Below are 14250 nucleotides of genomic sequence, written 5' to 3'. Positions count from 1 at the left end.
GGTCCATATGGACCGGCCCTTCTGGTATCCCGGTGGCGCCCTCTGTAGGATTCGAACCTACGACCTTCTGCTCCGGAGGCAGACGCTCTATCCCCTGAGCTAAGAGGGCGTGGCGCCCGTGAACAGTAGCACACGGCCTGTGCTGTTTCCAAGAGGATTCCCGCCCGCTATGCTTTCGGCCAAGACCCGCAACGACACCAGGTGGCCACCATGACCTCCGGCAGCATGCTCCTGATCGTCAATCCCGCCGCGCGGCACGGGGAGACCGGCCCCCTCGTCCCTGCGATCGAGCAGTTGCTGCAGTGCGTCGAATACGATCTCCGGCTGACCGAGCACACGGGGCACGCCGCACAGATCGCGCGAGAAGCATCGAGCTACGACACCATAGTGGCCGTGGGCGGCGACGGCACGGTCCATGAGGTGCTCAACGGCATCATGTCCCGTCCAGAACACGACCGCCCCGCCCTCGGGCTCATCCCCACCGGCAGCGGGAACGATACCCGGCGCACGTTGGGCGTTCCCGAGGATATCGCCGAGGCGACCCTCGCGGTGGTCTCGGGGCGCAGACGGCGGTTCGACGTAGGCGTATGCAACGGCGTGTACTTCAACAACTCGTTCGCCGCTGGCCTCGACGCACGAGTGACCGCCAAGGCGGTCGAGTACAAGGCCACCACGAAGCGCTCGGGCCTCTGGCTGTACTTCACCGCGCTCATCCACGTGCTGCTGAACGAGTTGTATCCCCACCACGTTCGCATCACCTGGGACGGCAGCGAGACCGAGGAGGCCGATCTCCTCATCGTGGCGGCGACCATCGGCGCCACATACGGGGGCGGCTTCAAGATCACCCCTGATGCGGTACCCGATGACGGCCTGCTCGAGGTGTGCACGATCGACCCCCTCTCACTGCCACAGGCGTTGCTGCGCCTGCCGTTCGTGATCATCGGCAAGCACACGGGGATGAAGGTCGTGCACATGTCCCGGCGGCGCTCGGTGCTCATCGAATCCGATGAGCCCATGCCCGCCCAGATCGACGGCGAGGTGCTGGTGGAACGCCGATTCGAGATCTCCATACTGCCCGAAGCCGTCGAGTGCATCGTGCCGGCCGAGCGATGAACATCGACGCGCTCACCTCGTCATCCGCATGGACCTCGGTCCTCCCGCTCGCCGTCGCCTGGTTCGCGATCTCCTACGTCCTGGGCTCGATCCCGTTCGCCTACATCATCGTCCGCGCGGTCACCGGCGAGGACATCACGACACATGGCACGGGCAACGTCGGGGCGATGAACGTGCGGCGCACCACGGGGTCCTGGGGGTGGTTCGTGGTCGCCATGCTCGCCGACATCCTCAAGGGAGTGACCCCGGTGGCCGCGGCCAAGATCCTCACCGGAGGAGACATCCTCACCCCGGTCGGCGTTGCGATGCTCACCGGTGACGCCGGTGTCGGGCTCGTGCCGATGGCGGCAGTCGCGGGCGCGGTGGTCGGTCACAACTACTCGGCGTTCATGGCGCTGCTCAAGAAGCGGTTCGGCCGTTCGGGAAAGGGTCTCGCCACCGGGGCGGGTGCGCTGCTGGCATACGACCTGCGCTACTTCGTCGCCGTCGTCGTCATCGGCCTCGCCGTCATAGCCCTCACACGCTACATGATGGCCGGCCAGGTCGTTGCCGCGGTGACCCTTCCTGTCGCGGCACTCGTGCTCCGCTCTCCCGACCTGCCGTTCGCAGTGCTCATGGGCGCCCTTGTCTACGCGGCACACCACCGGCGGTTCGTGGGGCTGCTCAAAGGTCAGGAGCCGCGGTTCTACATCCACGACCGCGGGGGGCCGAGGGGCTGAGGCGCCGATGCCGGGCCACGGCGGGCCCGGCATCGATCGGCGGTGCGAACGTTCTGGAGTAGGGCGCTACTGCAGCGTGATGGCCTCGTTAGGGCACACGTCGGCGCAGGTGCCGCACTCGGTACAGTCGTCGGGACGAGCCAGGACGGCGATGTCCCCGAGGTCGAGGGCGCTGGTGGGGCATTCATCCACGCAGATGCCACACGCGGTGCACAGATCCGGATCGACGACAGGCTTACCCATGGTCACGGTCCTTTCCTTCAGCGGTTGTGCCGGTCCTCATCGGCAGGTGACGTGCATTCTAACCCCGTGCGGGGTGTCGAGGCCAGCGCACCTTGTCCATCACTTCCCGTGGGTCCCACAGGCAGTAAGCGTAGGTACGGTCCATGAGCACCTCAGCCGCATCGTGCGCAGAACGTGCCCGGTCGAGCCGTAGGCGCAGGTCTGCAGCCACAGGCTCGAGCAGCTCCGCAAGCGAGGCGTTCACCTCACGGATGCGTGTGCCGATCCGCTTGCGGTCGGCGTCGGGCTGGCCGATCGCCTCAACGAGCGCCGTCTTCTCCTCCGCCAGGGCACGCGCCGCCCGATACTCGTCATCGTCGTCGAACTCAACCTCGTCAAGCATCGCATCCGGGTTGTGCTCGAGCCGGTGCAGAGCCTGGGTGAGCGCTGAGACCTCCTCGGCCGTGGCCACGTGCGCGCCGAGCGGCAGCAGCAGGGTCATGGATGCCACCACGTACCGCGGAGGCTCCACCCCGTAGTACGCCCTGATCACCGCGTCGGTCACACGGTCGTACCGTCCGCCCCCGGTACCGTGGATGAACAGATCCGAGGCGAACAGCCGGGCAAAGAGCGTGAGCGTGAGCGCTTTGGGGGCAAGCACCCACCCGTGCGCGGACAGTCCCTCGACCGCCCCCGTGTCACCGGGCATCCACACCGGCTGGCGGTCCTCGCCTTCGCCGGCGTGCAGCCCCCCGGCGGCGTGGGCCCACACCCGCTCCCGTCGACCGTCACGCAGCAGCCAGAACGGCAGCTCCACCAAGTCGCCGTCCGCCTCCAGGTCCGGGAACGGTTGTGCGGCGGAGCGGGTGGCGGTCCTCTCTCTATAGGCGCCGAGCGCAGCGTTCATCGCCGAGCGGAAACGCTCCGCCTCGGCCACGATACTCTCCGCGAAACGGCCGAACGAGGGCATGCGCGCCATGTGTGACACGGGAAGCTCGAGATACGCGCTCCCCGCAGCGCTCTCGAAGACGCGGCGTGCGATCGTCATGAGATCGGCCTGGTCCTCCGCCACGGCGGCGGCCTCATCGATCGCGTCGCAGAAGGACTCGAAGTGGTGCGCCAGCGCAGGGGCGGGCAGCTCCGAGAGCGCCCGTACGCCTTCGACGCGGAACGCAGCGCGTGCGGCTTCGTCGGGAACGGACGCCTGACAGAACGAACCCGCCGCTTCGGGCGCCAGCGTCGCGGTCTGCACGTCCACCGGCGGACCCAGGCGCGGGATGCCGAGCGACAACGCCGATGCCTTGTCGGTGTCCACCACCAGGTCGATGGCCGCGGCATCCACCTCGGACGCCAGAAGATCGAGCAGGAAGTCCTTCACCCACACGCCGGGATGATAGAGCTCCGGCTGGTGGCCGGTCATCACGATAGGCCGGGCGGCATCCTTGTCCACCAGGTCGGCGATACCACGTGCACGCGAGTACGCGTCCGCCGCCTCGAGCACATCGGCGCGAGCCTCCGCCCGCAGCGAACGCAACGTATCCGGCCAGTCCTCGGCGGATGCGCGATTCGCCAGGATCAACCCCGCCCAGTCGGCGTACGGGGGGTCGCACAGGACCTCGCCATGACCCTCAGGGGGTGCGATCCTGCCATGTACGCTCATCGCTTCACACCAGGTCCGATACCGAGGCCACCACCGGCGGCTCGGCGGAGAAGAAGGGCTCGGCTGCGAAGACCCGTGCGATGTCGCCCCAGTGACGGGCGGTGCGCTCGACGTGTTCGAGCAGCGACGCGTTCGCCGGATTGTCGGAGAACTGCGATTCGTACCGCCGCAAGGCTTCGAGCTTGAGCGGGAGCGTGTCCGAGACGTCCACAAGGAACGACGGCTCGCGCAAGAGCCTGAGATGCACCGCCATGTAGCGGTAGAGACGGGCCGGGTAGTGCGGCTCGCCCGCCATGGCGCTCTTGGTGAGCTTCGCGTAGAACCGCGCGGCCTCCGCGATCCGGGCGGCAGCCTCGTGGTCGGGATGCGCGTCTTCGGGATACGGCGCGAAGACGATACCCGGACGTTCGGCGCGCAACACCTCGGCCAGCGCCTGGCGCGCTTCCGGGCCGTCGGCCAGACGGCGGTTCGTCAGTCCGAGCGTGATGCGACGGCATCCCAGGGTCGAGGCCGCGGCGGCGGCCTCGACCATGCGCCGCTCGTGTGTCCCGAACGGCGTCGGCTCTCCGTCGGTGAGGTCCACGATGAGCACGTCCGCGCCCCGGCGCGCCATGGTCGCCGCTACCCCACCCATCCCGATCTCCACGTCATCGGGATGCGCACCCACGCATACGATGTCAGCCATCGTCCCTCCCAAGCGCCTCTTCCCACACGCGGAGGTAGTAGCGGAACCGCCGGTCCGGGTCGTCGAGGTCCTGTCCGAACGAGCGGTCACCGTCGAAGTATATGCGCTCCACCGGACGCTCCACCACGCATAGACCTGCCCGGTACGCCTGCGCCCACAGCTCGAGCGGCATCGCGTAGCCGGGCTCCGTCAGACTGAGCTGCGAGAGCGCTTCGGCGCGGTACGACTTGAAGCCGCAGAAGGCGTCGGTGATCGACCATCCGGTGACCTCGTTGATCACCGCGGTCACGCGGCGATTCACGTCCTGCCGCTCCGGGGGCGCGGTGCCCACTCTCCGGCTGCCCGGGAGATAGCGGCTTCCCGAGGCGATGGCGCACTCATCGAGCGCCGCAAGGAACTCCGGGATGTGTGCGGGCTCGTGTTGGCCGTCGCAGTCCATGGTCACCACGGCGCCGGCGTCGGCCTTCAGCGCCGCGTCGAAGCCGTCGATGAGCGATCTGCCATAGCCGAGGTTCGTGTCATGCGTGATGACGCGGATGTCGCTCCGCCCGGCGAGCAACGACGACGTTCCATCGGTCGAACCGTCGTCGACCACGATCACCTCACCGGGGAAGACCTTCCTGACGGCGTCCACGACCCCGGAGACGGTCTCGACCTCGTTGTAGACAGGCAGGACCACCACGCCCCGGCGGGCATCAGTCACCGGCAAGGTCCGCCTCGATCACCCGGTACGACGTGACGACCTCCACCTGGGGGCCGAGCATGCCCTTCACGGAGCAGTACTTCTCCTCGGAGAGCTCTATGGCTCGGGCGACGGCCTCGGGCTTCACGCCGATACCCGTCACGATGTACTCGACCTCGATGTGCTCGTATATCTTGGGATAGTCGTCGGTGCGTTTCGTCCCACGCACTTCGATCTCGAGGTCCAGCACCGTCTGTCGCTTCTTCTCGAGGATTGAGATCACGTCCATCGCCGTGCAGCCCGCGAGTCCGTAGAGGACGAGCTGCACCGGAGACGCACCGCTGCCATCGCCGCCGTACTCGGCCTTCGCGTCCATCACCAGGCCGTGACCGGCCTCATCCCACCCGACGAACCGGCGCTTGCCGTTCCACTTGACCTTGACGGTATCCATCATGCGACCTCCCTGGTGACGACACAGGCGGGATCCGCGACCCCGCCTGTCACGCCTTGCGGCGCGTGCGTCCTTACATCTTGCGGCCCAGCATCTGCGCGAGTTCCCGGGGCTCCTTCGCCTTCTGGATCGCTTCCTCGTACGTGACCTTGCCCGCCTGCAGCAGCACCTTGAGGTGCTGGTCGAGCGTCTGCATCCCGAGCGACGATCCGCCCTGGATGATCGTGGCCATCTGGTGGGTCTTACCCTCGCGGATGAGGTTGGAGATCGCCGGGATGCCCAGCATGATCTCCATCGCCATCACGCGGCTCCGTCCGTCGGTGGAGCGGAGAAGCGTCTGCGACAGCACGCCCTCGAGGGTCGTGGACAGCTGCATCCTCACCTGCTGCTGCTGGTGCGGCGGGAACACGTCGATGATACGGTCCACGGTCTCCGGACCACCCGTCGTGTGCAGCGTCGCGAGCACCAGGTGGCCGGTCTCAGCCGCGGTGAGCGCGGCCGAGATCGTCTCGAGGTCCCGCATCTCGCCCACGAGGATGACGTCGGGGTCCTGGCGCAACACGCGCTTCAGCGCCGAGGTGAACGAATGCGTGTCCTCGCCGATCTCGCGCTGGTTCACATACGCCCGCTTGTTCTTGTGCATGAACTCGATCGGGTCCTCAAGCGTGATGATGTGGACCGGCCGCGTCTCGTTGATGTGGTCGATCATCGCGGCCAGCGTGGTCGACTTACCGGACCCGGTCGGACCGGTGACGAGGACCAGGCCGCGAGGCCGCTCGGCCAGGAACTTGCACACGCGCGGCAACTGCAACTCCTCGAGGGTAGGTATCCTCAGCGGGATCACCCGGAACACGGCGCCCATGGAGTTGCGCTGCTGGAAGATGTTCGTACGGAAGCGGGACAGGCCCGGGATGCTGTACGCGAAGTCCAGCTCCAGTTCGGTCTCGAACCGCCGACGCTGCTCCTCCGAGAGGAGGCTCAGCAGCATCTCCTGCGTGTCTTTGGGGGTGAGCACCTTCTGGCTCTCGATCGCGGTGACCTCACCGCGGATCCGGATGCCAGGGGCGCTTCCCACCGTGATGTGGAGGTCGGATCCCCCCACGTCGATCATGTGCCGGAGCAGGTCGTCCACGTTGGGTATGTCACCCATCGGGCCGCCGCCGGCGATGGAGCCGACGGCGCCAGGCGAAGGCGGTGCTGGCTGCGGCGGTGCTGGCTGTGCGGGCGCGGCGGCCGGACCGGGATACGCTGCCGGTGCGGGATTCCCGGACGGGGCGCCCCCCACCGGAGGAGGTGTGTGCGCCGCCGGCACGCCGGGCGCCGGACCGGGGCCGGCCTGTGCCCCGAGCGGATCGACAGGCGTCGCCGGCGGACTCACGGCGGCCGGCTGTTGTGCCGCCTGACCTCCATCGGCCATCAGCACCGACGATATCTTCTGAACGAGCGTGGCCGTATCCACCGTCACCGGGAGATGTCCCGCGGCTCCCACCTGCCGGGCCTTGAGCGCGCTCGCCTCGTTGGGCTGGTTCGCAACGATCAGCACCGGCGTTGCCGCCATCTCTGTGTCGGCCTTGAGTTCGGACGTGAACTGGTACCCGTCCATCCCCATGAGATCGCCATCGGCGATGACCACATCGGGCCTCTGCGCCTTGGCCATCCCCAGAGCCCGCGGGGCGGAGATGGCGCCTGTGACCTCGGCGCCGGGGAACGCCTCGGCGATGCCCTGCTTCGCCCGCTCGTAGAATGCCGCGTCGTCGTGGACGATCAGCACACGTGTCGGTGTCACCTGACGGAACCTCCTCGTTCGTGAGACCACACGGCGCCCATCGGGCGCGGCCGTTTCGGCCGTCCGACGGTCAACCCGTTCCCCCGGGTCTCCGGCTATCATGGTGCGGACGGAAAGGACGCGAATGGATCGTGCGCGCGTAACGATAAAGAGCCTAGCACACGGCGGGGACGGCGTGGCGAGACTTCCCGACGGGCGGACCGCCTTCGTCAGGCTCGGCTGCCCCGGCGATGAAGCGACGGTCGAGGTCGTCGAGGATCACGGCCGATGGGTGCGCGCCTCCATCGCGGAGATCCACGACCCCTCACCCGATCGGGTCGAGCCGCCGTGCCCCTACTTCGGCGTTTGTGGCGGGTGCCACTGGCAGCACGTGAGTCGCGATCGGCAACTCGCCGAGAAGCGCCGTATCCTCGTCGACGCATTGACGCGCATCGGACACCTCACCGGGCCCGAGGTGGCCGAGACGGTCGCATCGCCACAGGAGTACGGCTATCGCAACAAGATCGAGCTCTCGGTGGCCAGCGCCGGCGGCAGACCTGTGGTCGGCTTCACGAAGGCCGGCACCAACGACGTGGTGAGGGTCGATACGTGCCTGCTTCTCCCCAAACCGCACGCGAAGCTCCCCAAGTCTCTGGCCGGCGCGCTCACGTTCCTTTCATCGCGTGGCGCCACCGACATCCTCCGCGCATCCATACGCGCATCATCATCGCGTGACGTGGCCGTGGATGTTCGCACCGCACCCGGTCCGTTCCCGCGTGCCATAGGCGCAAGGATCCTTGCCGAGTCCACCGGCGCGCGCTCCGTGACCCGGACCATCGTCAGGCTCGGATCCGACGTGAGGGACGTGTCGCAGGTCGAAGTCCTCGCGGGCAAGGGAGTCTGGCATGAGAAGCTCGCTGGCGACGCCTATCAAGTGTCGTCCCCCAGCTTCTTCCAGGTGAACACCGCGGCGGCAGCCCTCCTCCGGGAGGAGGCGGTGACCGCCCTGGCCGCTGACGGCACGATGCGCGTCGCCGACCTCTACGCGGGCGTGGGCACCTTCACGCTACCGCTTGCCAGGGCAGCGGGTGAGGTCGTCGCGGTCGAGGCGTCGAAGTACGCGCTCGGCGACCTCCGCCAGAACCTCGAGAATGCGGATCTCGACGCCGACATCGTGCCCGGCGATGCCGCATACGCCCTCTCCGACCTTGGCCATCTCGATGCGGCGCTGATCGACCCGCCGCGCTCCGGCCTCTCCGAACGCGGGATGCGAGCGCTCGTGAGCGCCCGCATCCCTTCGATCGTGTATGTATCGTGCGACCCCGCCACGCTTGCCCGCGATGTCTCCAGACTCGCCGAGGCAGGATACGTGGCGGACAGGTTCGTCCCGGTCGACCTCTTCCCTCAGACGTACCACCTGGAGACGATCACGGTCCTGCGCCGCTCCTAGACCAGCGTCCCCACCTTGGGGTAGTCGAGGATGTGGACGTCGTGCGGCGCCTCGTCATGCGCCTCGGTGAGGTCCTCCCCCGCCGAATGCGCCCCCATGTGATCGCCATCGTCCCACATCGCGCTGTCCGACACGTCGTAGACGACGCCGTCGTACGCCACGTAGGCGGGCCTCCCATCCTGGCCGTCGTACTTCTTCAGCTCCTCGAGCGTGAACTCCTTCACGGCGACTCCCTTCGGATGTGGTCCGGACACCTAAGGTTCATACCCGCGAGGCACACATGGGACGCGACACGCCATGAGAGCGGATACGCTCAGTCTTTCTCCACGAGATCGCGCAACCCGAACAGGTCGACCACGATCTTTCGGCCCTTCGTGGCGACGACGCCCTCCCGCGCCAGGTTCGAGACGACCCTGCTTGCGGTCTCCCGTGACGTCCCGGCCAAGGTTGCGATCTCGTAGTGCGTCAGGCCCTCGATGACCGGGACTCCCCGCGACTCATACGAGGCCGTGGCCACGTTGAGCATCACGCGCATGACGCGGTGGGTCGCATCGTGGAACGCCATCCCCTCGAGACGCGTGACCATCTCGCGCAGCCTGTCAGAGAACGAGGCGACCAGGGTCACCGCGAGTTGAGGACGGATGCGGAAGACGTACTCGAGGTCCTTCTCTTCGATGATCACCACCTCCACGTCGGTGGTGGCTATCACATCGGCCGACCGCCCATCGACGTCCGTGGTTCCCATCTCGCCGAAGTACGACGGCGGTTCGAGGTAATCTAGGGCCAGCTCCCGGCCCTCCGGCGAGGCAAGCGATATCTTCACACGACCGCCGACCAGCATGAAGACCGCGTTCGACAGGTCGCCCTTGGTGACGATGAACGCTCCCTTGGGGTACTCGCGATATGACATCACGGAAGCCAACGAGTCGAGCTCGTCCTCGCTGAGCGGAGCGAACACGGGGTCTTCCCGGAGTCTGGCGACTATGACCGATCTCGCTGATGCCGTTGACATACCCTACTCATCGTCAGTTTGTGCCGAATGCTTCATAGTGAAACACTACACGATGCGCTCGTCCACAAAGCGCAGGGCGGGGCGATACGCACGCCAGCCTGTCTGCCGGGCACCCGCTCTGGCGGCCCGCGGAGCACGGCACACGACCACCAACGGAGGTTCTCTCTATGCGCGCGGTCCTGTTCGATCTCGACGGCACCCTGCTCGACCTGGACCTCGACGCCTTCCTGCGCAGGTACTTCGTCGCGCTGGAGGACGCCGCACGTCCGATATTCGCATCGGATGGAGAGCGCTCCGTATTCATGGAGTCCCTCACGCACTCTGTCCGGGCGATGATGGATCCCCACCCGGGACGCACCAACCGTGATGTCTTCTTCGCGCACATGCTTGAGCGGTCCGGAGTGGACATGGAGCTGCACTGGCCCGTGTTCGAGTCGTTCTACGCCGAGGTCTTCCCTACGCTCGTCGGCGCGGCCTGCCCCGCCAAGGGCGCGCGGCGGGCGGTCTCCACAGCGATCGACCTCGGCCTGCGCGTGGCCATAGCCACGAACCCCATCTTCCCTCGCGTGGCGATCGATCACCGGCTGCGCTGGGCGGGCGTCCACGACCTGCCCGTCCAGGTCGTCACCACATACGAGCAGATGCTGGCATGCAAGCCTCTTGCCGAGTACTACCGGCAGACATGCGAAATGCTCGAGACCGATCCGCGCGACTGCATGATGGTGGGTGACGACCGGGCCTTGGACATGCCGGCGTCCGACATCGGCATGCAGACGTTCTACGTGGGGCCGCACAAGGGTGTTCCCGCGGATTTCACCGGCGATCTGGACGACCTGGCAGACCTGCTGCCGCGTCTGCTCTGACCGGAGACTAGCGGAGGCGGCGTCGGATCAGCGCGACCCACGCGCCGTCGAGCCGCTGATCGCAGTCGAACTCGAACATGCCCCGGGACTCGCGTCTGAGGTCGAGCTGATATCCCAGACCGGACGGGTCGTGGTCGCAGATGACCACCATGCTGTCCTCGCACTCGAGGTCGACCATCCGGTCGATGACCGCGAAGACGAGGGGGCGCCGCATCGAGGGCGTCACTCCCCGCAGATCGATGACCAGCCCGTTGGCCACTTGCGCCACCCGCTCACCCCGTTCCACGCCGCCGGTTGCCCACACGTCACTATTAGACGTGCGCGGGCCGATTCCTGCCGTCCCGCGACCCGCTCGGCACACATATGTGACACGAAGCACTTGCCCCAAGAGCATGGACGCGAGACAGCGGGTGCATGTATCCTATGCATCGGAGCCGGACGCGGCTTGGTGAGGGGATAACGGGACCTATGCGCCTGCACGCTCATTGTATCCAGTGCTACCCATCACGGACCACGGATGCACGACCAGCGCCTCATTCTGGCACTGGTCGGTCCATGCTCTCCGACCCACCCCTCCCTACATCGGCTCGATCACCTCTCTTAGAAGGCCTCGCGGTCCGCACCGTCCCGCACCGGGACACCGCGTACCGCGTTTCAGGCTACCCGTTTCCGTACGCGCGAAAGGAGGGAGGAGGGATACGCGCGTGCCGGGCGTAAGGCCCGGTCACTCAGTTTCAACCGCACTGTAGGCTACGTTCCAACACCAAGGAGGTGTATGGCATGGCGCAAGAGGCGCACGGTGCGATTTACGACCTGCTTGCGGTACGCGGTGTCAGCCGTCGCGACTTCATGAAGTACTGCGGCTACGTCGCCGCGATGCTCGGGCTCACCGAAGCAGCCGCTCCGCAGATCGCTGCGGCCGTCGAGAAAGGCGCGAAGCTGAAGCCCGCGCTCTGGCTCAACGGCGGCTCGTGCACCGGCTGCACGGAGTCCATGGCTCAGGTGGACTCGCCCGACGTTGCCACGATCGTGCTCGAACTGCTCTCACTCAACTACTTCGAGACGATCATGGCCGCCGCCGGTGAGTACGCCGAGAAGAACGTCGACGACACCATCGAGGCCGGCAACTACCTGCTGATCTACGAAGGCGCCGTCATGATGGGCGAGGACGGGAACACCCTTCTCGTCAACGGCCACAAGGGCAAGGACATCCTGGAGAAGGCCGCCGCAGGCGCTCAGGCGATCCTCGCGGTGGGCGCATGCGCGGTGGACGGCGGCTGGGTCTATGCCCACCCGAACCCCGCCGGCGGCATCGGTGTCCAGTCGTTCCTCGACAGCGTGAAGGTGGCCACCCCGGTGGTCAACCTCCCCTGCTGCCCGACGAGCCCCGAGTGGGTCGTCGCCATGGTCGTGCAGTGGCTGCTCGTCGCCGAAGACGATCCGGCGACGTTCCTCGACAAGACAGCCCTGCTCGCAAAGGACTACCGCGACAACTACCGTGATGCGGACGTCACACTCCTGTATCCGGAGTACATCGTGGGCTCCACGATCCACGACAACTGCCCGCGCCGCGGACACTTCGAGAACGGTGAGTTCGTCACCGAGTTCGGCAGCCCCGAAGAGGCCATGGGTTACTGCCTCTACAAGGTCGGCTGCAAGGGTCCGCAGACCTACACGCAGTGCCCCATCACCCGCTGGAACCGTTCGGTCAGCTGGTGTGTACAGTCGGGCGCCCCGTGCATCGGCTGCGGCGGCCTGAACTGGGTCGACAACAACGCTCCGTTCTTCAAGCGCCTGTCGAGCATGCAGATGGGCGACACCCTCGGCAACGTCCAGCCCGGCAGCGTGGGTGCTGTCGTCGGCGGCGTCGCTGCCGCGGCCCTCGTCGCACACGGTCTCGGCATGAAGGCCGCCGGCCGCATCGGCGACGGTCCTCCCATGGAGGACATGAAGGTCCATGACCGCAAGCGGATGAAGAAGGGAGGCGATAAGTAGTGGCACGCTCTGTTATCGACCCCGTCACCCGTATCGAGGGTCACCTCCGCGTGGAGGTAGAGGTCCAGGACAACAAGGTCGTGGATGCATGGGTCTCCGGCACGCTGTACCGTGGCATGGAGACGGTCATGCTCGACCGCAGCCCCGAAGACGCGTTCTACGTGACGCAGCGGATCTGCGGCGTCTGCCCGATCTCGCACAGCCACGCGTCCGCTCAGGCTACCGAAGATGCGCTCGGCATCGAGATCCCTGAAGGCGGACGTCTCGTGCGTAACCTGCTCGAGGCAGCGCAGTTCCTGCACAGCCACATCCTGTGGTTCTACCACCTCGCCGCGCTCGACTACGTCAACCCGATCAACGCGCTTAGCGCGGACATCGCCGACACGTACGCGCTGGCGCAGGCCGCGGGCACCCGCCCCGCCGATTTCGGCGCCGTGGCTGCCCGTCTCGCCGCGTTCGCGGAGAACGGCCAGCTCTCCATCTTCACCGGCCACTACTGGGACCACCCCGGCTACGTGCTTCCGCCGGAGCTGGACCTGATCGCCACTGCGCACTATCTCGAGGCGCTCGAAGTGCAGGCTGTCGCCAACGAGATCGTGGCCATCATCGCCGGCAAGTTCTCGCACCCGATGACATCGGTGCCCGGCGGCACGGCGTTCGTCCCCACCGTGGACAAGCTCGACGACATCCTTTACCGCTTCGTGCGCGTGAAGGAGTTCATCGACACCGCGCTGATCCCGGACACGCTTGCCATCGCGCCGTTCATCCTGGATGCGACGACGTACGGCGGCGGTACCGGCAACTTCCTCAGCTGGGGTGTCTTCGAAGCAGCCGACCGCGACCCGGTCAACCGCTTCCTGCCCCGTGGCTTCGGTCGTGGCCTGTCCCTCGAGGACGTCAGCCCGGACGATGTCACCGAGTACGTGGAGCACTCCTGGTATGAGTCGGGAACCGGCCTCAACCCCAAGGACGGGGAGACGAAGGTCAAGTTCACCGAATACAACACCGAGGACAAGTACTCCTACGGCAAGGCTGTTCGCTGCAAGGAAGAGTCGACCGAGTCCGGTCCTCTCGCCCGCATGGTGGTCGCGTACCTCCACGAGAAGGGCGGCAAGGACCTCACCGGTGGAGCCGCAGGCGTTCGTACCCCTGCAGCGCTCATCGACTCGACCCTCGAGGCGCTCGGCGTCGCCGGCAAGCCTGAGGTGCTCGTGTCCCTGCTCGGCCGTGTTGCTGCACGCAACCTCGAGGCCGCGTACGTGGCAGACCTCGCGCTCGTGTGGGTCAACGAGCTTGTCGAAGCCATGAAGGGTACCGACCTCAGCTTCTGGAAGGCAGCCGAGAAGGACACCGGCGACGGCGTCGGCGCATGGGAGGCCCCCCGCGGTTCGGTCGCGCACTGGATCGGCATCAACGGCGGCAAGATCGATCACTATCAGGTGGTCGCTCCCACCACGTGGGACATCGCTCCCCGTGACGCCAGCGGCACGCCCGGCCCGATGGAGCAGGCGCTTATCGGTGCACCCATCGCGGACGCGGAGAAGCCGCTCGAGGCGCTTCGTATCGCCCACAGCTTCGATCCTTGAATCGGATGTGCGGTTCACGTGTTTGAACCGGCGACCGGCAAGGAAGC

Annotated in this window: 15 protein-coding genes and 1 tRNA gene; 6 read left to right on the top strand and 10 right to left on the bottom strand. The window is 66.7% G+C overall.

Going from position 1 to position 14250, the window contains the following annotated elements; translation table 11 throughout:
• Positions 1-33: 33 nt before the first annotated feature.
• Positions 34-109 (bottom strand) — tRNA-Arg (locus tag MSB02_RS00570).
• Between the two features lie 101 nt (positions 110-210).
• On the opposite strand from MSB02_RS00570, the gene MSB02_RS00565 reads away from it, so the two are divergent.
• Together MSB02_RS00565 and MSB02_RS00560 are read left to right on the top strand one after the other, a co-directional pair.
• A complete protein-coding gene (locus tag MSB02_RS00565) occupies positions 211-1113 on the top strand; it encodes a diacylglycerol/lipid kinase family protein (RefSeq protein WP_267193276.1) in 903 nt (300 codons plus the stop codon).
• A complete protein-coding gene (locus tag MSB02_RS00560; protein ID WP_267193275.1) occupies positions 1110-1832 on the top strand; it encodes a glycerol-3-phosphate acyltransferase in 723 nt (240 codons plus the stop codon). The genes MSB02_RS00565 and MSB02_RS00560 overlap by 4 nt, the downstream gene beginning before the upstream one ends.
• A gap of 66 nt (positions 1833-1898) precedes the next feature.
• On the opposite strand, the gene MSB02_RS00555 is transcribed toward MSB02_RS00560, so the two are convergent.
• The 6 genes from MSB02_RS00555 to MSB02_RS10515 all read right to left on the bottom strand — a co-directional run bounded on the left by MSB02_RS00555 (position 1899) and on the right by MSB02_RS10515 (position 7318).
• Positions 1899-2075, bottom strand: a complete 177-nt coding sequence (locus MSB02_RS00555; protein ID WP_267193274.1) for a ferredoxin family protein — start codon at positions 2073-2075, stop codon at positions 1899-1901.
• 58 nt (positions 2076-2133) lie between these two features.
• Positions 2134-3714, bottom strand: coding sequence for a hypothetical protein (locus MSB02_RS00550; RefSeq protein ID WP_267193273.1), 1581 nt, complete (start codon positions 3712-3714; stop codon positions 2134-2136).
• Positions 3715-3718: 4 nt separating this feature from the next.
• On the bottom strand, positions 3719-4399 hold the full coding sequence (gene bshB1 / locus MSB02_RS00545; protein ID WP_267193272.1) for a bacillithiol biosynthesis deacetylase BshB1: 681 nt from the start codon (positions 4397-4399) through the stop codon (positions 3719-3721).
• On the bottom strand, positions 4392-5102 hold the full coding sequence (locus tag MSB02_RS00540; protein ID WP_267193271.1) for a glycosyltransferase family 2 protein: 711 nt from the start codon (positions 5100-5102) through the stop codon (positions 4392-4394). Before MSB02_RS00540 ends, bshB1 begins: the two co-directional genes overlap by 8 nt.
• Positions 5095-5535, bottom strand: coding sequence for an OsmC family protein (locus MSB02_RS00535; RefSeq protein WP_267193270.1), 441 nt, complete (start codon positions 5533-5535; stop codon positions 5095-5097). Before MSB02_RS00535 ends, MSB02_RS00540 begins: the two co-directional genes overlap by 8 nt.
• A gap of 70 nt (positions 5536-5605) precedes the next feature.
• On the bottom strand, positions 5606-7318 hold the full coding sequence (locus MSB02_RS10515; RefSeq protein WP_323748472.1) for a PilT/PilU family type 4a pilus ATPase: 1713 nt from the start codon (positions 7316-7318) through the stop codon (positions 5606-5608).
• A gap of 100 nt (positions 7319-7418) precedes the next feature.
• Between MSB02_RS10515 and rlmD the strand changes: the two genes are divergently transcribed.
• Positions 7419-8747 carry a 23S rRNA (uracil(1939)-C(5))-methyltransferase RlmD gene (gene rlmD / locus MSB02_RS00520; RefSeq protein WP_323748471.1) on the top strand — a complete coding sequence of 443 codons (1329 nt, stop codon included), beginning with the start codon at positions 7419-7421 and terminating at the stop codon, positions 8745-8747.
• Here rlmD and MSB02_RS00515 read toward each other — a convergent pair.
• Together MSB02_RS00515 and MSB02_RS00510 are read right to left on the bottom strand one after the other, a co-directional pair.
• Positions 8744-8971, bottom strand: coding sequence for a cytochrome b5 domain-containing protein (locus MSB02_RS00515; RefSeq protein WP_044352236.1), 228 nt, complete (start codon positions 8969-8971; stop codon positions 8744-8746). The two genes, rlmD and MSB02_RS00515, sit on opposite strands and share 4 nt — an antisense overlap.
• 89 nt (positions 8972-9060) lie before the next feature.
• Positions 9061-9705 carry a Crp/Fnr family transcriptional regulator gene (locus tag MSB02_RS00510; RefSeq protein ID WP_044352235.1) on the bottom strand — a complete coding sequence of 215 codons (645 nt, stop codon included), beginning with the start codon at positions 9703-9705 and terminating at the stop codon, positions 9061-9063.
• Between the two features lie 221 nt (positions 9706-9926).
• Here MSB02_RS00510 and MSB02_RS00505 point away from each other — a divergent pair, with 221 nt between their 5' ends.
• The gene (locus MSB02_RS00505) at positions 9927-10622 is read left to right on the top strand and encodes an HAD family hydrolase (protein ID WP_267193268.1); all 696 of its coding nucleotides are present in this window, start codon (positions 9927-9929) and stop codon (positions 10620-10622) included.
• A 7-nt stretch (positions 10623-10629) separates the two neighbouring features.
• On the opposite strand, the gene MSB02_RS00500 is transcribed toward MSB02_RS00505, so the two are convergent.
• The gene (locus MSB02_RS00500; RefSeq protein WP_267193267.1) at positions 10630-10890 is read right to left on the bottom strand and encodes a DUF2249 domain-containing protein; all 261 of its coding nucleotides are present in this window, start codon (positions 10888-10890) and stop codon (positions 10630-10632) included.
• A gap of 512 nt (positions 10891-11402) precedes the next feature.
• Here MSB02_RS00500 and MSB02_RS00495 point away from each other — a divergent pair.
• A complete protein-coding gene (locus MSB02_RS00495; RefSeq protein WP_267193266.1) occupies positions 11403-12617 on the top strand; it encodes a hydrogenase small subunit in 1215 nt (404 codons plus the stop codon).
• Positions 12617-14203, top strand: coding sequence for a nickel-dependent hydrogenase large subunit (locus tag MSB02_RS00490; RefSeq protein ID WP_267193265.1), 1587 nt, complete (start codon positions 12617-12619; stop codon positions 14201-14203). Before MSB02_RS00495 ends, MSB02_RS00490 begins: the two co-directional genes overlap by 1 nt.
• Positions 14204-14250 lie beyond the last annotated feature (47 nt).

This window comes from Anaerosoma tenue, assembly GCF_023161965.1.
GTDB lineage: Bacteria > Actinomycetota > Coriobacteriia > Anaerosomatales > Anaerosomataceae > Anaerosoma > Anaerosoma tenue.
The sequence above is the reverse complement of the archived record's forward strand: the minus strand, read 5'-3'. Positions and strand labels throughout refer to the sequence as shown.